The sequence below is a fragment of the Aliiroseovarius sp. CAU 1755 genome (assembly GCF_054482655.1).
The window spans coordinates 474,330-493,329 of record NZ_JBTLRH010000001.1 but is presented as its reverse complement, the minus strand read 5'-3'; the positions used below and the strand labels follow the sequence as shown (position 1 = coordinate 493,329).

Below are 19,000 nucleotides of genomic sequence, written 5' to 3'. Positions count from 1 at the left end.
CGTTACCCCTTATAGAGTTTCGGGTTCAGGACATCGCGCATCCAGTCGCCCAGCAAGTTGATGACCAGCACCAGAACGACCAGAACGACACCTGGGATCACCGTGATCCACCAGCTGCCCGAAAAGATATAGTCGAACCCGGACGAGATCAGCGACCCAAGCGACGGCTGGCTGGGTGGCATACCCAGACCAAGGAAGCTCAGCGAGGCTTCCGAGATGATTGCGTTGGCCACTTGAACGGTCGAGATGACGAAGATCGGCGACAAGGAATTGGGCAGGATATGCCGCACCATGATCCGGCCGGGGCCAAAGCCCAGCACGCGCGCGCTATCAACGTATTCCTTCTTTTTCTCGGCCAGAACGGTCGCACGGACCGTGCGGGCATATTGCGGCCACTCAGCCACGCCAATCACAGCGATAAGAAAGAACACCGCATAGCGGTTGAACATCTCGGACCCGAACATCGCCTGTGTGACCGCCAAGAAGATTATGGCAACCATCAGGGTCGAAAATGACAATTGGATATCAGCCATCCGCATCAACAGATTGTCGAGACGCCCGCCGATATAGCCCGCGATCAAGCCGATCGAGATGCCCAGAAATGCCTGCAACGCGACGGCGCAAACCCCGATAAGCAACGACAGGCGGGTGCCATACAAGATCGTGGACCACAGGTCGCGGCCCTGATCATCTGTGCCGAACACAAACTGAGGCAGCGCCCCGTCTATCCAGACCGGCGGATATTCCGAGTTCATGATGTCGATCTGCGCCGGGTCGTAAGGATCATATGGCGCGATTAGCGGTGACAGAATTGCAGCACCGGCAATCAACAGAAAAATGATCATGCTGACCATCGCCACCGGGTTACGCCGAAAACTGTAGCCCAAGTTGGAATTCAGGATCTTTGACCAGCGCGACGGTTCTGTGCTGGGGGAAAGGGTCTCGGTGCTCATGCGCCCATCCTTGCAAGGTTCACAGTCGGGTTCACCAACCCGTAGATCAGGTCAACGATTGTGTTGGTCACGACGAAGATGAAGCCGACAACGATCAGGTAGGCGACGATCAGGGGTGTATCGACCCGGTTCACGGCCTCTAGGAACATGAAACCCATGCCCGGCCACTGAAAGACGGTCTCGGTCAGGATGGTGTATGCCACCATCGTGCCGATCTGCACACCGCCAACGGTAATGACCGGCAGAAGTGTATTTTTCAGCGCATGCACGAAATAGATGCGGCGGGGCTTGATGCCCTTGGCGACCGCGTATTTCACATACTCGGACTGCAATACTTCCATCATTTCGGCTCGGATCAGGCGCACAAACAAGGGCAACATGATCGAAGCAAGCGCAATGGAGGGCAGGATGATATGCATCCAACCATCAAAGGTTGCGAAGTTGGTTTCCCAATAGCCCCAGACCTGCACAACATCGCCGCGCCCAAAGGATGGGAACCAGCCATATTCGACCGAGAAGACGAAGATCATCAAAATGGCAGTCAGGAACACCGGAACCGAAATACCGATGATCGACAGACCCATGATGATGCGGCTCAGAAACGCATCGGGTTTGATCGCGGTAAAAACGCCAAGCGGCACCGACAGGCCGATGATGATGACCGTGGCACCCAGAACAAGCTCTAGCGTTGCGGGCAACTTCTTCAAGATCACGTCCAGCGCCGGTTCCTTGAAGAAATAAGAGGTCCCCAGATCACCCTGCAGCGCATTGCCCGCAAACCGCAGATACTGAACCATGAAGCTGTCATTCAGGCCAAGTTCGTCGCGTAGCTGCTGGCGGACTTCTTCGGAGACAGACTGGCCAACCAGCTCGCGCAGCGGGTCGCCAAGATTGCCTTGAATGGCAAATGCAATCAGCGAGATGACGAACATCACGGCTATCGCCTGAAAAACTCGCTTCACGAGATAGGCAAACATTGTTTTTACCTTTTTTGGCAGTGGTCAAGTTGCACCGTCAGGCAACAGAACCGAGGTCACTCACCCCGGCGACGGCCTTTGTGCAACGATATGGGAAACCGGGCCGGCGCAAAGTCGCCCGGCCCGGTTGTAGGGATGCTTATTCGACGACCAGGTCACCGAAATACGGGAAGTTCAGTGCGTTCACGATCTCACCCGAGTTCATGCCCGACTTGGAACCCCAAGCAAGGTTCTGCCAGTGCAGCGGAATAAAGGCTGCCTCTTCATACAGGATACCTTCCAGCTTTTTCAGCATTTCGCCGCGCTTGGCTTGGTCGGTTTCCGTATTCGTGGCGATCATCAAAGCGTCTGCTTCCTCGTTGCAGTAGTTGCCCGAGTTATACTGACCGTTACCGGTTGCTTCGTCCGGGCACGCCGTCAGGAACTGGTGGAAGTTGGCAGAATCTTCGGTGTCCGCATGCCAGCCGATCATCATCATATCAGCCGCACGTTCATCAAACGCGGGCCAGTATTGCGCTTTCGGCATGGTTTGCAGGTCAACTTTGATGTTGATCTGCGCCAGCATCGAGGCAACGGCCTGTGCGATCTTGTCATCGTTCACATAGCGGTTGTTCGGCGCCATCATGGTGATCGAGAAACCGTCGGCATATCCAGCATCAGCCATCAATGACTTCGCCATTTCCACGTCGAAACGCGGGGCCAATGCCTCGTCATACCCCAGGTAGCCTGCAGGGCTTGCTTGACCGCCCACGGTGCCGAAGCCCCGCATGATACGGTCAACGATACCAGCGTTGTTCACGGCATAGTCGATCGCCTTGCGTACGCGTGCATCCTTGAACGCCTCAACACGTTCCTGGTTCATCTGGAATGTGATGATCCGGGTGCCGGGCATGGTGATCAGGTCGACGCCATCGGCATCTGCCACACGTTGCAGGTCGGTCGGCGGAACCGGCGCGATAAAGTCAACGTCGCCAGACAGAAGCGCGGCCACGCGGGTCGGGTCTTCTTTAATCGGCGTCAGGACGATTTTGTCCACGTTGCCTTTGCTTTCGGTATCCCAATAGTCGGCAAAACGGTCGAACACCACTTTCACGCCCTGCTCACGCTCGGACACAACATAAGGACCGGTGCCCGACACGTTACGCGATGCGAAGCTGTCGCCGTGCTTGACGATTTCCGACTTGTCTTTGCCATCATCGGTTTCGCCAGTGTAGAACGCGCTGTCCATCGGGAAGATGTAGGTCGCGGTATGCAGCACCAGCGGATACGGCGCCGAGGTTTTCAGATCGAAGGTCATGTCGTCGATGACTTCAACATCTGTGAACTGAGCGAAGATCCCCTTGAAGTCATCACTTTGCTTCAGACGGTCAAACGTCCAATCCACGTCATTCGCGGTCAACATGTTGCCCGAATGGAACTTCACACCGCTTTTCAGCTTGAAGCGCATTGTGGTGTCGTCGATCTGCTCCCAGCTTTCAGCAAGGCGAGCTTCGAACTGCAGGTCTTGCGTCCAGCGCACCAGCGGGTCAAAGACCATGTGCGACAGCTGCAACGTGCCGCCCGAAAGCTGTTCGTGCGGATCCAGCGATACCGGGTCGGCGTCATAGGCGACACGCACGGTATTTTCGGCAAATGCTGCCGACGCCATTGTCGCCACGACGGCCGCAGCCGTCAGGCTTCTGACAAATTTCGTCATTGAGATACTCCCCTGTGTTTGTGGAAGCGACGCTAGCGCCCGGACGGTCACAAGCGCAAATGCTCAAATCGAATAGGGTATGCAGGGGACGCATGGGGTTGGGCTGCAGCCTTGCCAGTATGGCGCAAACAGCATGCTCCGGTCGCGCTCTACAGACCGGAGCACTCAAGAGCCTGCCCGCCGACACCCATTTCCGCCTTGTCCGGCCGCGCTCATTTGCCCTTCATATCTACCTTGGCCCACCTTGCGTGGGTGCTCTGCAAGGCAGCGGCTTGCCGACAAGCGCGATTCTTGGGAGGCGAGTTCTCGTATAGCTTCCGGCAAGCAAACAAACGAAAGCCGCGCACGATGGCGCGGCTCGTAACATCTTGATAATTAAGATTGTAAGATGACACGAGGTTTGCCTCCTAAAAGTCGACCAAGCACCTGATTTCAAACATTTACCATAGGAAACTTTGACATCAAATCTGCGCTTTTTGACAGTTCGTTTGACGCTTTGATCAGAATATTCTGAAGTAGACTGGCTATAGACGGCTCCTAATCTTGCACGTCATAGAAAAAGCCCGCAGGGGAACCTGCGGGCGAAAGATTCGGAAAGTCCAAATTGAAACTAGCGTATGTTCTTTATCTACGCTCGAGAGTTCTTCGAGTTAGGTTATTCGCCCCGGTGGAAAAAGATTTTCGAGCTCAGCGCTGCGACGATAAATCTTGCTGAACCGATCTCCCAACGGCAGAGGCTCAATTCCGGCCTTTTCTAGCCTGGTGGCGACGTGCTTTGCCTGCGTGTTGGCCGCATAAGCCATCATACCCAGCGTTGCATATTCGTTCAAAAACGCGGACAACGCCGTTGAACTGATCAACCCCATCGGGCGACGTGACCGTGGATGCCGAACCATACGGACCGGCAGCAAAGACTTTCGGACAAGTAATGTCACTGTGGGGTCGTTGATGCGAAGCATCCGTTTTGCTTCCTGCTTGGTATGACCTTTGTGTGTCGGACCTTCGAGCTGATCTCGGAGATCTTCCAGATCAGCAAAGCAATCATGAATACTCCGTGCGCTGGCCGACCGACAAAGAGACCTCAACTTACCCGACTGTGCAATACGGATCACCTCCTCAAAATGGCATTTTGCATGTTGGCACAGCCGAAAGAGCGGAATGCAGTTGGGCGAAATCTCTGGAACCACTTCAGCGTTCTCGAAGATGGACTGCTTAAATCGATCAAGGTCATCCGGGTGATAAACTGGTGCCATTGCTGGCAAGTCGAACCTCGGCTGCAGTAACGTCGCCTTCGCAAGACGCTGGAGCGCCTCTACCCTAATACCCAGCGATTTTGCGGCGGGCTTAGGACGAATACATTGTGCAAATTGCTCAAGTATTGGGTCATACTTTTGCGCCGAGAACTCGATGCGCTTCTGACGATCTTCGGTACCGATACCCAACCCAACCGCCAAACTTGCCATTCTGGAGTAATTCAGATGGTGTTGTTTGGCCGCGGTTGTGAGATTGTGGATTCGGCGTTGCTGACATTTCCTGCCAAAGAGCTCGTCACCTTCTCCAAACGGATAATTCTCGAAAGCGAATTGGACAACGCAATCCAAGAGCTCAGCTAATCTGGGATTATCGTAATCTGCACGACATAGCCATCGCGCCAACGCTCCAAAGTCGGCCTTAAAGCCTGGTGTTGGACTAGCAGACGCTTTCCGAACGGCATGGAGGGCATCGCACAATGCTTCAGGCCCCTTTTCGAGCGCCGCAAAAGCCTGGGCAGTAGCGCTGGATTTCTCTTTCGGTTTTAGTTCCGAAGGGTTTTTCGAAGAACCGAACAGCATGACAGTTCCGAGATTCACTGCCAAGTGGCATGTGAAATCGAGATCGAAACGGTCACACCATACGTGCGTTGGTTCCCCTCTGATGCGGTTCGCCACGTAGGCTTCCCAAGCGACATCGCCAACGGCCAAGTCATCCAATTCTTCCGTTTTTACAATGTATCTCCAGTGGTCTCTTATCCGCTGATAGAAGTCATGCGCACATCGAGGAAAATCGGCGTCAGCTAACGTAAGCATGGGTCTGCCGTGGATGTGGCAGACCTGATAAGAATTGAGCAGCCATTCCACACGGCAATGCCGATCTAGATCTCCGCCTATTTTCACATCGTCAATCAAACATGACGGACACACCTTCAAAGCACGTCGGTCCAACGTCTTCGCCGTCAGGTATTGGTCGTTCAGATCGTAGATATGATGCCCTCGATCTTGCACAGCAAAACGGCTGAGTTCCGTAAACGATATGCCGGCCAAGGCCGCCATATCGGAGAGCGCTACTCGCTCCCCATTTGCAATCTCGCGCCAAGAAGCGTTCATATCCGCGCAAAAATCTTGCACAAAACTGGCCCCGTTGCGCGCGGCAATTCTGCTAACGACTGAATTGGCAGGTTCGCCAGGAAAGGGGGCAACCGATAATCGCAACCGCATCATTTCTTTTTCCGCGGCTTACGAGGTGGAACGACGTCGAGTGACACGTCCTTGCTGCTCGGTAGGAGCCGCCTTGGGTTGATAGCAGAGTAGTTCGTGCGGACGAATGGGTTCAGGTCGTTGGCGCAACCGGTCCGTCGTAAGAACTCAGCGACGAAATGATGCTTGCCAAGGATGGTCTCGTCTCGACGGAGACAGATTTCGATCGCTCCGATGACGATTTCGATCAATATCCCAAATTCACTTGCCGCAGAATGTATCAAGCGCGCGATGAAATCGTCAGATCTCAGCTCAGGCTCGAGGTCGACGCTGATTGCGGAACAATACTGTTCAAGCAAAGAACGTATTTGGCGACCGTCGTCAATCTCATCCAGTTGGTCAAACTGGATAGGGGTGAACCGCCGCCCAAGCTGCGGGTCCAAGTTCAATAGTGTCAGGAGATCTGGAAGTCCGCTCAAAATGATACTGACGGGCCAATGCCGATTTTGCATCACCGACTTGAGCGTGTTCACAACAGCCAGCATCTCTCGTTCGCTTTGAGAGCCCATCAAATCCTGCGCTTCATCAAGGTGGAGAAACATCACTTGCAACTCGCTTAGATGGCTTTGCACAAGTTCCCAGATAATCCCCGCCGTTCGATCCCGCATTAGGGGATAACCGAGACCGCTCAGACACGAGATTCCAACACCTTTCAAAGTCGCCGGGGATGGAACAAGAAAACTTGCAACATCTGCGGTTTCGTGACCATCTGCCAGGAGGGACAGAGTATCACTCTTTTTGAAGAAATGCGCCACACCAGTCGATTTCCCACTGCCTGAGTTACCAATCACGGCAAGACCTCGGGCCTCTGGGTGAAGGCCTTGAGAGATCTCTGCCCGCCTCCGGTCTTCGAGATTGTGGATTGCGTCAGACATCTCGACAAAGCACTTTCGTGGCATGAAACGCCCGCGAAGCGTGGCCAGTTTTACATGAGTTTCCGGTGACAATCTTGTATGATTGGTCATGATCAGTCCTCCAATGTCCACTCTGACCCATCGCCGTCAGTGCGATTGGGTTGTTGGGTCGCGTTTTCCGGCCCTTTGGGGTGCAGCGGCTCGATTTTTTTACCGAAGGGCAAGTCACCATCGCCGACAGGCGGTGTCTCAGGATGATTAAAAAGCATACCGGCACACAGGTTGTCTTCGAGGTATTCAAGCCGCGCAGCCGTGTATTCAGGGTCAATCAAGCCACCAAGTTCGCGGGCCTCATCTACGAGTTTGCGAATCTTCTGGATCGCACGATTTCTTTGCGGCAACGTGAGTTCTGCATCGGCTGCGTACTTTTGCCGCAACTGACGCATCACACGGCTCCAATGAGCCATTGAAAGGCCCTCGAGCTCCTCACCGTTCAAAGCTGGTGCATCATACCATACGCGATCAATTTCGACGGAAACGGCACCAATGTTGTCCGGATCAATGCGAATGCGGACTGGCTTTCCTTTATTGCTTCGCCGAAATTTCATCAGTTCTTTGCAATCATAATGATTGGAGAACAGGACAACGCCTTGCTTTGACGGCGTGCGAACGTATTCGTAACCGAGCGCGACCCGGCGCGTATGTAGATCAGGCGGCTCGCTGATGTCGTACGCCTCGGCCAACTCTTTCCATCGGCTGGCGGGAGACTGGCCGCCAGGTAGACCGCGATGCGGTTGGTGGTGATAATGGTCAACAACCCAGACAGTCAGGATTCGCGTTAAATCATCATCGGTAAGAACCGTGCGCTCCTCTGACGGATAGTCACCTCTCGCGATTGGATTATTGAATGTTCGCCCTGGGAGAAGTGGCATTATCTTTCGCGCCATTGTTCCGAACGCACGTTCGATCCTGCTCCGCAGCTCAGGGATCTTCACCGGTGGGAACAGCATTATCGCGCCAAGTGTATTCACCGCTAGGATGAACATATTTGAACTGAAAGCTGAGCCAGTATCGGTACAGATCAGATGAGGGCTGCCGAAGAAACCCCAAGAGCCTTCCGCCCCGGCAGCGCGCGCAAGCTCAGTTTTGTCAGTTAGAATTTGCGCCAGAATGCGCCTTGCCGCATCACTGTTTGGTTGCGAACAAACTGACAAACCCAAAATGCACCGCGATGCACAGTCGATGGCGACATAGATCCAGCGCCGCCCATTGACAGGCATGTCTTTACGAATGTCTTCAGGAAGCTCGTTCCAAATCCCCAGTTGTTGGAATTTTACGCGAACATCGCCCTCCCATTCATCGATTTCGACCCGTTCTAAGGCGTAAAGCAGGTCAAGGCCGCCCGATGAGACTGAATGTTTGTTCCGTGCATGATCGATGCCATCACGCAGAACAGACACTTCGAATGGATCAAGTAGACCTATACGCCGGATAATTGTGCGCTCACTTGGAACGCCCAAAAGCTTCTCGCCATTTCTGGCGCGTAGCTTGTTTTCCTCAATCAACGCGTCGCGTGTATCCTTTGCGATAGCGTTGTCTTTGGGGTCTTCTAGATTGATCGACGCTCTGACAAAGTTCCTAATGAACTGTTCAGTATCGGCGCAAAAGCCGAAGCTCTTTTCTTTGCCTGTTCGGTACTTTGGAACCAAAACACCGGGATCATATTTGTTTTTCCGCAGCTTCTTATAGAGCTTAAGTAGGGTCTCCGGTGCATGCGGTTTCCTCTGTTGCGGCAATTTGCTACCACCGCGACGGGGGCCGCCATCGATGTTTCTAACCGCCTCTTTTGCAAGAAAGACGCCAAGAATGTCTTTCCAGTTTTCCTTGAGGCTGGTGGGCGTAAGGACGATGGCACCGGCGTTTCGAAAGAACTCGAGGTTCATGCATTCCATATAGGTAAAGATTGCCGCATCGCGATCGTTTGGATGCGCATCTCGCAGTGCTTTGGTTCCTGTCGTGACCGCCCTATTCAAACGCTCTCGGGCTCTTGGACCGGGTAGGTAGCGCCAGTTGTTGCTGCCCCTCAAGAAATTGATTTCTTTGCGCGTAAGCGTCTTTGGAGGTCCAGAACCCTTCTCCTTGGGTTCGAAAATACAGAGTTTGTCATTCTGAAAGGAGCACCAATGAGCCACACCGAATATGATGAATGTGTCCGCTGGATCGTAGTTGAAGATCATGCCGGCACCTCAACAGAAACCACCGTCTGCAAGCCAATCTTGCCAATTGTTAGCGCCTTCAATCGACCCTCGACGACCGCACGGAAGGCTGCTCGGAATCCTCGGCGGCCAAGGCCACTTGCTGCGATTAGATTTGCCAGTGTCGTCGGAGCTGCCTGATGCTTGGCGGCACGAATAATATCTTCGTCTGCTTCGTCATCCGTCTTCTTTGAAAATTCATGATATCGCTGAGCATTAAGAGCTTGTGCCCTCGTGAAATCTGCCTCGCTCATCAGGATGACGTCATCGGCGAAATAGCCTGGCAATGCAGCGCGCACGTAAGCAAGCCTGACATCAAAATTGTATTTCTCGACATGATCAATCGGCTTGACCGCGACAGCGTAGCAACGCTCGTCAGCCAGCGTCACCCGGAAGTCGAAAGTGTGCTCGTGTCGACTGCCATCCGGGAGAAAGAACGGAACCGGCGCTGGCTGATCCCAAACATCGACTACATCACCGCGTGAGCTGATCAGTAAAATGCACATCAATTCCAGCAAGCTTTCGTAGACGACAATCTGTTGGCGGCCGTTCAGTCTGAGGACCAGCGTTCCTCGGCAACTGGCGCGGGAGCGCCAGCTGATTTTTCGTGAACTTCTGGACGGATCCGGCTCTACGAAGCCTTGGGACTCAAATTTTGTCATGTTTCGGCGCCCCCATAGGTATGGGATTGCTTGCCGTACATGCTGCAAGCATGACGGATAGCGCATTGCGCGCGTGTCACTAAGGTCATGGTGACCCCTTTCGGTTTGTCAGATTTCTTGGTCTGGCGAGAGATCTCTCACGCCAGACGGTTGACTTTTTTCTCGAAAAAGGGGATCAAAGGCTCAGCAAAAGGGTGTCTTTGATGCCCAAGATAAGGAAGGGCTGAGGGGTGCAACTCTCAGCTCTTTTCTGTTGTCCGCTACATCTCTGAATCCTCCTTCTTGGCCGCAAGATCTGGATACCGATCCGGCCAGATTTCTGAGGGGTGATTTAGACCCAAGTGCCGACAGATAGCCTCTTGTATGGCGTGCGATTTGACACGCCCTTGGCTCACCGCTGTGACGGTACTGGGTGACTTGCCAAGCTCTCTGGATATTTGCGATAGGGTCACGCCGCGCTTTTTAAGCCTGTAGCGGACGTCGTCGTGCAAATCTAAATCTAGTATCATCTGGACAACCACTAGGTTTGTTTGGTCCGGAGTGGCGAATCACTCTTGGCTAATTATTAGGCTCGCGGATTTGTTTTGAGAAGGAAAATATTTCAGCTAAAACAGTGAGTTATGCTAACATTATCCCTCACACGAATGCTAACATCAAAGTGTGAGAAAAAGTGTTAGCAAATCGCGCCAGAAACCGTTGAAAAACAAAGCGTGCGCTAAATGTGGTGCTATTGGTCAGAAATGTTTTTGATCGTTCGAACAAAAGAAGCTGCAACAACCGGCGAAAGAAACTTCGCATTTGCTGGTTCGGGCGAACGGACGGTCTCAAAACGACTAAAACCGCCATCCTCCGAGTGACAAAATGCTGCAGTGCAGCCACCCAAAAGCAGTCATGTGGGCATCGTGGGACATTAAGGTGCTCTAGTGCGCTATGGACGAACTGCGTTGACGAGGCAGACAGGCAAAAGCTACGTCAGTAGAAAAGAGATAGGCAGCCAAGTAATCGGCTCGTAGTCTCGATGCTTCATGCAGCATTGTGGGAGCTGCGCCAACCAGTCAAACTCCAACCCAATGCGAGTTTCAGTGAAGGCTGGCCTGGTAGCTCGTTGCGGTCAGTGTGACGTGGGCCTCTAAGGGAGGTCGCAATTCGAACGCTTTCACGTTCCGTGAGAAGTTCCAGAGCCTGAGAAGTGTCCAACGGTCACGGTTATCCTCCGCTATTGCTAATTCATTTCTGGAGATGTGAAACGGTGTACGCTCCCAGCCGTTGGTTGTTTTTACCTCGATCAGGCGGCTTTGCCCTTCGGGTGTGAAACTCGAAATATCATACCCGGCACCATCGCCGTCTACCTGGCTAACCCACCGCACTTTCTTGGCAAGGTCATGTCGACCCGCACTGGCGAGAATGGCACGTTCATGATGAAGGACACGCTCCTCCCCAGCCTTACCAAGAGTTCTATTCCTTTCATCTCGACCCGCCACATCAAACTTCCTCGCCACAGCCAGCATTTGGGCCAGTTCGTCCGGCGGTGGCGTGTTCTGCATGGTGGGTGGAGTGCTAATCCAAATAGCCCCTGGAGGCTCTGATGCTTCTATTTGGGGTGTTGTTCTTAGTGTAAGCCAGCCACCGTGCTGCTCCAGACACCGAACAACAGCATCCTCCAGGGATTTCTGAAAATTGAAGGCGGGCTTGTATCCGTTGATCCAGGTTTCACTCAGCCCCTTAAGAATCGCCGAGATATTTTGGTGTTTGAATTCGATCGAACCTTTGGAGCGGCCAATGAGCTCTTGCAGGGAGCGGTTGTGAGCCGATTTGTTGTACCTCGTGCCCGACAACTCATCCGTGAGCATGGAAAAGTAGTCCGCCACAATGGCGTCATTCTCCCAATCTGACCATTCCTCTCCACTCATGGCGCCAGGCTATGCGAAGGAATTTCCGATGTCACGCATTGGAACCTCCGAGCTCGGTAGAGAGCGGACAAAGGAAGGGAGAAATGGAGCAAATGCGTTGTTTTCTCGATTAAACTGCCCTCTGGACACCCGGGTAGACATGTCATTTCCCGTCAAGAAATCTAAACAACTTTTCCTTTAGCGATATTTGCTCTTTTGTCTCGCACTCCCAGACTATCAGAACTTGCCACCCAAGAGCACATAGCTCCGAAACTTGCCGTTCATCACGACTAACATTGTCGGCAAATTTCTTCTCCCAAAATGCGGTTCGTGTTTTGGGGGTAGTTGTTCGAGAACAGTTTGCATGCCTGTGCCAGAAGCACCCATGTACAAATACGATCTTCTTGAGCCGCGGGAACACAAGATCGGGAGATCCAGGAAGGGTTTTGACATGAAGCCGGTAACGATACCCAAGCGAGTGGCATATGCGGCGAACTATCATTTCGGGTTTCGTCCCGCGTTGTCCAATTGATGCCATCATCTTGGATCGCTGAGGGTCAACAGGTTCCTGAAATTCGGGTTTCGCTTTGGCCATTTATTCGCGTCTGGAGAGGGGCGTTTCTCACTTATACCTCAGATTTATTAATAGGCTGCGGTTCAAAGGAAAAATCGACGGCCTCGTCCAAACCGGATAGCCATTCTGCGATGGGTTTCAATAGCGCCACTCCGAGGTCGACGGGGACAGCGTTGCCTATCTGACGGCCTGCGGCAGTGAGACCACCCGAAAAGGCAAAATCGTCTGGAAATGTCTGCATTCGAGCGGCCTGTCGAACCGTGATCCCGTGATGCTCTGTCGGATGAACAAACCGCCCTTTCGATGGATTGATGCAGGCAGTTGTCATCGTCGGTCCTGGCTGGCCCGGATCAATTCTTCCATACACGTCCTTATGACCGTCGTGTTTCTCGTGGCACGGCAAAATCCTACCCGAGTCCTTGCGCGACCCGCCGTTGAGAGGTGTGTTTCGAAAGGCTTCGACCAATTCAGGTCCATGTTTCATGTGTATGTCATTGGGATCTTGGTCGCGTGTTTCTCGGAAAACCTCCTTGCAGTTTACCCAAAGGGGTAGATCGTCGTCACAATTGGAGTGACTCGGTGAGGGTGGCCATGAGAGAGCGGATGTTGGAAGGTCATTTCGTGTTCCCAATATGAACACCCGTTTTCGTCTTTGTGGAACGCCAAAGTCTCTTGCATCCAAAACAGAAGGAGAAAAAACTCTGTAACCAGCCTCGGTGGCTCGCGAGCTGAACTCATCCAGGAACTTTACGTGGCGCGGCCACAATATCCCGGGAACGTTCTCCATAAGAAACGCACGGGGCTGCAGGGCTTCGACGAAATTGAAGTAGCTGAGGATAAGTCTGTTTCTTGGATCGTCAACCCCGGAATCGTTGATGCGATGAGTGGAAAATCCTTGGCAAGGCGGACCACCAAGAACGATATCGCATCCGAACTCGGAGAAGTGCTTCTTTACAAGCCCTTCAGGCTTCAGATCATTGATGCTGCCATCGTAAAGAGTCGTTCTTAGCTGTCGCTTCCTGATGAAGTTTTCCCGGTAGGTATCGACAGCATACTTGTCGTTCTCAACCGCAAATTCCACATGAAAACCGGCCTTGAAGGCCGCAAGGGAAAACCCTCCAGCGCCGCAGAACAAGTCCACTGCCTGCAGTTGATTGATAGGGTTGTCCGCAGGTACCCGATTTAGGTTGTTTCCTCCGTCCAACCGAGGTCCTCCCTTTGATGACTTGATTGTCAATAGCTCATCGAAAACAGTTTCGCACTACCTTAAGGCGCTTAACATGATGTTCAAGAAAATGACGGGCGGGATGGTGTTTTAGCCAACACTTCCGAGCATATGCACAGGGAGAGACTATTGGCCCCCTCGGTGACAGGACTGGCTTGGGAGCAACCCGCGACTGGTTGGATGAATTGTCTGATTTAATTTGTCGGTTTGATGGAAGGTAACTCTCAGAGAAGCATCAAAAAACATCAACCGAGGGCGTTCGCGACGATGGGTCGCAGGAAGAGTGCTCGCAATCAAAAATTGATCGACATTTCCCCGTTAGCGCTTAGGGTTGCTGAAAGGTTGATGGGCTTTGCATGCTGGCACCGGTAGGATCAGGCAAGTGGGAAGTCTTTTCAGAGAGGTGAAGAAAGTGAATCCCGGCCCCTATGGCCAATTTGAATGCGACTATCCGTCAAGAAATCGTATTGAGGCAATAAACACTGAGATTGACTACATTTCCAAGTCAATCGGAAAGAAGATAGATGGGTGGGAGAGCGTCCTGCCCGGTATTTCTGCGTGTTTGGTGGCATTTGCGGAATTGCGAGCCAGCAATGGCTATCAAGTTCTTGGATGGATACGCCTCGCTGCGGTTTTCAGACGTAAAGCGATAGAGGGCGATGGCACCGCTTGTGACGCATTTGCTGCTCTGTATTTCCTCAACCAATCAAGGAAATCCTGGCATAAAGAAGAGAAGCTGAGCGAATTGAACTGGGTCCAGGACCGGGCTCTTGATCAACTGGGGATGAATTTCGAAGGCGGTTGGATATACAACGCGATCACAAAAGAAGAAATGCACTCCATCCAGCAGACCGTACTCAGAACTGCCGAGATTGACAGGCGATGTGTCGGAGAAATTGCCAGCAAGATTTCCACTCAAGTCAAGACGATTCGAGGTCTAAAGATCATCGCGGACATCACCGATTTTGATCAGAAGTTGGAAGCATTGATCGAAGCGGCGGGGGGGGATGGCGTTGAATCCGGCTTAGCTCGGGCTGCGATCGTATATCTTGCGGAAACTGATGACGTCATACCGGACGACCTGGGGATATTAGGGCTTCTTGATGACCTCTATGTCATTGAATGGGCTTATGCCACTGTCGAAGAGCAAGCATACGGCCTTCCACATTTGAGCAGTTTGCAACAACGAATTCCCCACTTGGAAAGCTCCTATCTGACGGCGGGCGGTATGATGTTAGATCGCTTCGGCCAGTACGTCGTCGGAACTGCCCAAGCTGTCCTTGAAAGCACGGAAAATGACCATATTGCTTTGCGAGATGCAGATGTCTTTCTTGCACCTGTAGTCGGGGCACTCACACTTTCTGCAATGCATGAAAACGCCCAGACTGGCGCAAATGTAAGATGGGAAGAGGGCACAATCCTCAATCTGCTGAATTTCGGTCAGCGCCCAGAGCGTGTGCGATACTTAGGGCATAAAGTCATAGCAGGTGACGAGAAAATCGTTGTGGAGGTGAATTCATCTGGCCGGCTATACTTGCCTGTCAACTTGGCGACCTGCATGGAGACATCGCCTCGACAAGATTACAAAACCTTGTCGAACGGGTCTGCCGTTTCGACTTGGCAGCAACACCACTCTGTCGACCCACTACATTTTCTTTTGAAAGGACGACCCAGAAGCGATGCGCGGCGTGCCGTACTTGTGGTGGCTCCCCGCAACTTGTTGGAATACTACCTACCTTCCCTGCATTGTCGCGGCGAGGCAATTTCGAAAGTGGTCGGAGCCACCTGGGTAAGCGGAACCGAACGCGAAGAACCCATGTCACAAAGCGTTATTGATCGAGCGATGATCTATGCATGCGGGTCCGCGATGGTCGCGAGAAATCTGATCGAAAATCCCCCTGCGGGAGTGGTCGGGTTCGATTTGATAGCTTTCGGTTCGCAGGCCTACCGCGAGATAAATGCCGAATTCGTCGGTCGAGAAATTCCAAACCTCCGGATGCTTTGTTTGGCGGATATTTCGGAAGTACCTGGTCCACCCCGGGATGCACTGGTCATGGAGGATGACGTAGTTTTACCGTGGTCCTTGAGACCACGAGGTTTCAGGCAAACTGACCCTTTGGCCCGTGGGCTAAAGCGGCAATACAATCATTGGATCGTTGATCGACGTGTTCAGGTTTTCCCCAACCCGGCATTGTCTACAATCAACAAATTCCTGCAAGATCGACATGATGATCCGGAAGATGACTTCTCTCCGATTGTGCAGCAACTTAGGAGCTTCCTTTCCGATATGGGAAAGATGCCGCGTCCGGGTAGCTCCGTGTCGGCCAAACTTCGGGAACGAGCTTTAATTCTGTCGAGGGCAGCAAGGGCGGAGGCACTTTATGACCAGTCCTTGGTTGGTATTGCACACGCACTCGGTGAGCTTTCCGAGAATTGTAAATTCTCCCCTGATGTCTTTGGTGAGACGATCGCTAAGGAGGGCAGGCCTGTCACGATCCTCTGCCGGTCCCATCAAGAAGCCCAAGAAACCACTTCCTTGCTGAAGGAGAATGGTTTCTATGGTGCGGGCCTTACTGCACCGGAACTTTTTCGCGATGCTCCCGTAGAGCATTTGGTTGTTCCTGGCTGGCATGGTGCGGAAACAATGCGCCGGCTTGATACAATCAATCCAGCAATAAAGCTGGACTACCTGATGTTCGACTTTCAAGAAGAATGGCTCGAAAGAGTGACGGAGGGGGTGCGTAGGCGCGTCCGTTCTTTCAGCACTCCTATCGAACACTCAAATGAAGGGCGTGAGGCCAGCGGGGCAGGAGAGCAGTTGGTGTGGCCCAGCCCGAAGAGAAATAAATCTGCACCAAGTGAGGATCTATCAGAGTTCATCCCACCGACAGAGAAACGCCCCGACCTTGATGGATTGTTCAAAGGTATTCATCGGACCGCTAATTACGGGAGCGAAGCAAAAGTCAGCGGAATTCCTGTCATTCTCGATGACTACTCGGCTTACATGTTCTTGCCACCTCATGCTGATCTGGTTCTCTTGAACAGAGACGCTTCACGACCAGAAGATGCCTGTATACCCGTTAGCCAATTGCGAGAAGGTGATGTTTTTGTACTGAAGGATGGCTCTCACAGAGAGCTTTTCCAAGAACTTGCTCCCAACTATCTGAGGGATCCAAACACTACACTAAAAATGGCTGACCTTTGGCGGCAACCTCTTAAACAGGCCTATGCCGCAGGATCTGTTCCTTGGAGCAATTTTCGCAAACGGTTGGCTTCTGTTGGCTTGCATCGATCGGATATGGCGTATCGGAACTGGATCAGCGGGCAAACCGTCGCGCCAATGAACTATCGGGCAGTCATTCCGAAGATTTGTACCCTGTCCGACGATCCGGAAATTCAAAAGTCTGGCGAGGCTTCGGCGCAGGCCGTTTCAGCGCTGTATAGAGCTCGTCATGAAGCCGCGGATCACATCTTTGAGCAACTTGTAAAAGGAACTGCTGATCAAACCACAGGAAAATTGCGGATCGAAGTGGGGAGCACTTGCATCGACCTCAATGTCCATCGCGTGGAATATGTTGGTCAGGTGGCAACTTGTGCAGGCTCGCTTCTGTGGCAACGGCAAGGACTTGATCACAGTACGGCAGCGAGGTTGTCATGACCGTTCACATGATACCTCCTATTTGCAGCCCGAATGCCACTTTTACTGAGCAGCAAATTTTCAACGAAATCAAAAATATGAAGACCAAGGAAGAGATATACTGCTTCCAATCAATCGGCTTGGAAAGACATGGTACCAAGGAACATGCCGAATGCGATTTCGTGTTGATGACCCCACGCGGAGTTTTTTGCCTTGAGGTCAAAGGGGGGGCAATTCAGCGAAAAAATGGGATTTGGAAAATTGGGTCAGGTGAGCGTTCGTATACAACCACCGAGGGTCCGTTCAAACAAGCAGAGGGTTGTCGTTGGGCAGTCCTGAAACACCTTCAAGAACAGCGTGTGCTCTCTCGAAAGGATGCTATTTTTGGCTGGGGAGTGATCCTGCCTTCGGTCGTTTTCGATTATCAAGACGCGGAATGGAGCCAAGATGTAGTTTATGATCTTCGCGACCAGAAAAGCCCGTTTTCGGTATACCTGAAACGGTTAGAAACATACTTCGAGCTCAAACGAAAAGAGAAGGGTGGAAGATCCACCCCTCCTCTCAATTCGGAGAAGCTGCGAATTTGTGCTGACGCTATGCGACCCGACTTTGAAACCGGATTGACCGTTTTAGGGCTCGTGATCGAAAGTCAACGTGAAGCACCTATTCTCAGCAGGGAGCAGTTTCGAGTACTCGACCTTGTCTTGAGTCCACAAAACCCGAGACTGATTTGTTCCGGAGGGCCAGGAACAGGCAAAACCGTACTGGCGTTGGAAGCTGCACGTCGAATTTCAGAAGAGCGACAGAACGTACTCTACCTTTGCTTCAACACGGAACTGGCCGCCCATCTCTCCGTGGAGCGTGGAGACTCAAAATTTAAGATCACGACGCTCCACAAGTTCATGCATGACATCATCCGTCGTGCCGGGTTGTCACCGGCGGTTCCTATCGGAATCTCAGAAGAAGAGCACTTCTTGAAGGGTTACCCAGCACTTTTCGAAGACGCTTGTGAGATCTTATTGGAGACCGATGAGCTTCCGCAGTATGATGCGCTGATTGTGGATGAAGCCCAAGATATTCTAAACGAAAGAAATCTTGCTTGTCTGACGCTGATCCTGAGCGGCGGCTTGAAGGGGCGCTGGGCGATCTTCTTGGACCAGGGCGATCAGGCAGACATTTATTCACGCTTTGAAAAGCAGGCTTTCGAAACCCTCGTAGAAACCGGAGCGGTATCAGTTGAATTGAGGGAAAACTTCAGAAACCCTCCGAAAACTTCTGCCGAAGCATACTTTTTTTCGAAGGCGGCTGCACCGGAATGCCGGCGTCAGCTCAATTCGCCCGTGAAGTACATCGGGGTTGCAACCGAGAAGGAAGCTGCCGCCAAACTGCGTGCTCTTCTTGTCGAGTTGATCCGTGATGGCGTTCGTCCTGGAGATATTGCAATCCTGTCATGGCGAAAGGCTGGGCAGCGGCTTGTAGATCGTTTTCCGCCAAACGTTGGCAAGCCATTGGTGTCCCCACGAGAGGCCCAACCCGATAGACAACAAATACTTTCAACTGGGGTTGCTGCATTCAAGGGATTGGAATCTGAGATTGTGATCGTCACCGATGCTCCAGATAGCCTTGAAATCGATTGGCAGACCAGCCTGTTACTCGTGGCACTCACGCGTACACGTACGAAGTGCTACGCTATTGTTTCTAACGCCTTCATTCAGTGGCGAGCAATTGAGATGCTGAAATCTCAGAAGAATGTTGAGGACTAAAA

Annotated in this window: 13 protein-coding genes; 2 read left to right on the top strand and 11 right to left on the bottom strand. The window is 52.4% G+C overall.

Annotated elements, in window-relative coordinates:
• Positions 1–2 precede the first annotated feature (2 nt).
• The 11 genes from ACXYMP_RS02415 to ACXYMP_RS02365 form a co-directional block, all read right to left on the bottom strand.
• Positions 3–953: an ABC transporter permease gene (locus ACXYMP_RS02415; RefSeq protein WP_298567128.1), complete on the bottom strand. Its 951-nt coding sequence runs from the start codon at positions 951–953 to the stop codon at positions 3–5.
• Positions 950–1,930: an ABC transporter permease gene (locus tag ACXYMP_RS02410; RefSeq protein WP_298567126.1), complete on the bottom strand. Its 981-nt coding sequence runs from the start codon at positions 1,928–1,930 to the stop codon at positions 950–952. Before ACXYMP_RS02410 ends, ACXYMP_RS02415 begins: the two co-directional genes overlap by 4 nt.
• 139 nt (positions 1,931–2,069) lie before the next feature.
• Positions 2,070–3,626, bottom strand: coding sequence for an ABC transporter substrate-binding protein (locus ACXYMP_RS02405; protein ID WP_298567123.1), 1,557 nt, complete (start codon positions 3,624–3,626; stop codon positions 2,070–2,072).
• 650 nt (positions 3,627–4,276) lie between these two features.
• Complete coding sequence (locus ACXYMP_RS02400) at positions 4,277–6,100, bottom strand: TniQ family protein (protein ID WP_458904105.1); 1,824 nt, start codon at positions 6,098–6,100, stop codon at positions 4,277–4,279.
• Positions 6,100–7,104, bottom strand: a complete 1,005-nt coding sequence (locus ACXYMP_RS02395; RefSeq protein ID WP_458904103.1) for a TniB family NTP-binding protein — start codon at positions 7,102–7,104, stop codon at positions 6,100–6,102. The genes ACXYMP_RS02400 and ACXYMP_RS02395 overlap by 1 nt, the downstream gene beginning before the upstream one ends.
• Positions 7,105–7,106: 2 nt before the next feature.
• The gene (locus ACXYMP_RS02390; protein WP_458904101.1) at positions 7,107–9,230 is read right to left on the bottom strand and encodes a Mu transposase C-terminal domain-containing protein; all 2,124 of its coding nucleotides are present in this window, start codon (positions 9,228–9,230) and stop codon (positions 7,107–7,109) included.
• Positions 9,227–9,910, bottom strand: coding sequence for a hypothetical protein (locus tag ACXYMP_RS02385; RefSeq protein WP_458904099.1), 684 nt, complete (start codon positions 9,908–9,910; stop codon positions 9,227–9,229). The genes ACXYMP_RS02390 and ACXYMP_RS02385 overlap by 4 nt, the downstream gene beginning before the upstream one ends.
• A 260-nt stretch (positions 9,911–10,170) precedes the next feature.
• Positions 10,171–10,419, bottom strand: coding sequence for a helix-turn-helix domain-containing protein (locus ACXYMP_RS02380; RefSeq protein ID WP_458904097.1), 249 nt, complete (start codon positions 10,417–10,419; stop codon positions 10,171–10,173).
• A 570-nt stretch (positions 10,420–10,989) separates the two neighbouring features.
• Positions 10,990–11,820: a protein NO VEIN domain-containing protein gene (locus ACXYMP_RS02375; RefSeq protein WP_458904095.1), complete on the bottom strand. Its 831-nt coding sequence runs from the start codon at positions 11,818–11,820 to the stop codon at positions 10,990–10,992.
• A gap of 142 nt (positions 11,821–11,962) precedes the next feature.
• Entirely contained in the window at positions 11,963–12,340 is a 378-nt protein-coding gene (locus ACXYMP_RS02370) for a very short patch repair endonuclease (RefSeq protein ID WP_458905299.1), read from the bottom strand.
• Positions 12,341–12,425: 85 nt separating this feature from the next.
• On the bottom strand, positions 12,426–13,577 hold the full coding sequence (locus tag ACXYMP_RS02365; protein WP_458904093.1) for a DNA cytosine methyltransferase: 1,152 nt from the start codon (positions 13,575–13,577) through the stop codon (positions 12,426–12,428).
• 403 nt (positions 13,578–13,980) lie between these two features.
• Between ACXYMP_RS02365 and ACXYMP_RS02360 the strand changes: the two genes are divergently transcribed.
• Positions 13,981–17,256: a hypothetical protein gene (locus tag ACXYMP_RS02360; RefSeq protein ID WP_458904091.1), complete on the top strand. Its 3,276-nt coding sequence runs from the start codon at positions 13,981–13,983 to the stop codon at positions 17,254–17,256.
• A complete protein-coding gene (locus ACXYMP_RS02355) occupies positions 17,253–18,998 on the top strand; it encodes a nuclease-related domain-containing DEAD/DEAH box helicase (RefSeq protein ID WP_458904089.1) in 1,746 nt (581 codons plus the stop codon). The genes ACXYMP_RS02360 and ACXYMP_RS02355 overlap by 4 nt, the downstream gene beginning before the upstream one ends.
• Positions 18,999–19,000 lie beyond the last annotated feature (2 nt).

Bases quoted from the DNA above. Each gene is read 5' to 3' on its own strand.
- ACXYMP_RS02355 (WP_458904089.1), top strand. From the start codon at position 17,253: ATGACCGTTCACATGATACCTCCTATTTGCAGCCCGAATGCCACTTTT.
- ACXYMP_RS02415 (WP_298567128.1), bottom strand. From the start codon at position 953: ATGAGCACCGAGACCCTTTCCCCCAGCACAGAACCGTCGCGCTGGTCA.
- ACXYMP_RS02375 (WP_458904095.1), bottom strand. From the start codon at position 11,820: ATGAGTGGAGAGGAATGGTCAGATTGGGAGAATGACGCCATTGTGGCG.
- ACXYMP_RS02380 (WP_458904097.1), bottom strand. From the start codon at position 10,419: ATGATACTAGATTTAGATTTGCACGACGACGTCCGCTACAGGCTTAAA.
- ACXYMP_RS02405 (WP_298567123.1), bottom strand. From the start codon at position 3,626: ATGACGAAATTTGTCAGAAGCCTGACGGCTGCGGCCGTCGTGGCGACA.
- ACXYMP_RS02385 (WP_458904099.1), bottom strand. From the start codon at position 9,910: ATGACAAAATTTGAGTCCCAAGGCTTCGTAGAGCCGGATCCGTCCAGA.
- ACXYMP_RS02410 (WP_298567126.1), bottom strand. From the start codon at position 1,930: ATGTTTGCCTATCTCGTGAAGCGAGTTTTTCAGGCGATAGCCGTGATG.
- ACXYMP_RS02400 (WP_458904105.1), bottom strand. From the start codon at position 6,100: ATGCGGTTGCGATTATCGGTTGCCCCCTTTCCTGGCGAACCTGCCAAT.
- ACXYMP_RS02370 (WP_458905299.1), bottom strand. From the start codon at position 12,340: ATGATGGCATCAATTGGACAACGCGGGACGAAACCCGAAATGATAGTT.
- ACXYMP_RS02395 (WP_458904103.1), bottom strand. From the start codon at position 7,104: ATGACCAATCATACAAGATTGTCACCGGAAACTCATGTAAAACTGGCC.
- ACXYMP_RS02390 (WP_458904101.1), bottom strand. From the start codon at position 9,230: ATGATCTTCAACTACGATCCAGCGGACACATTCATCATATTCGGTGTG.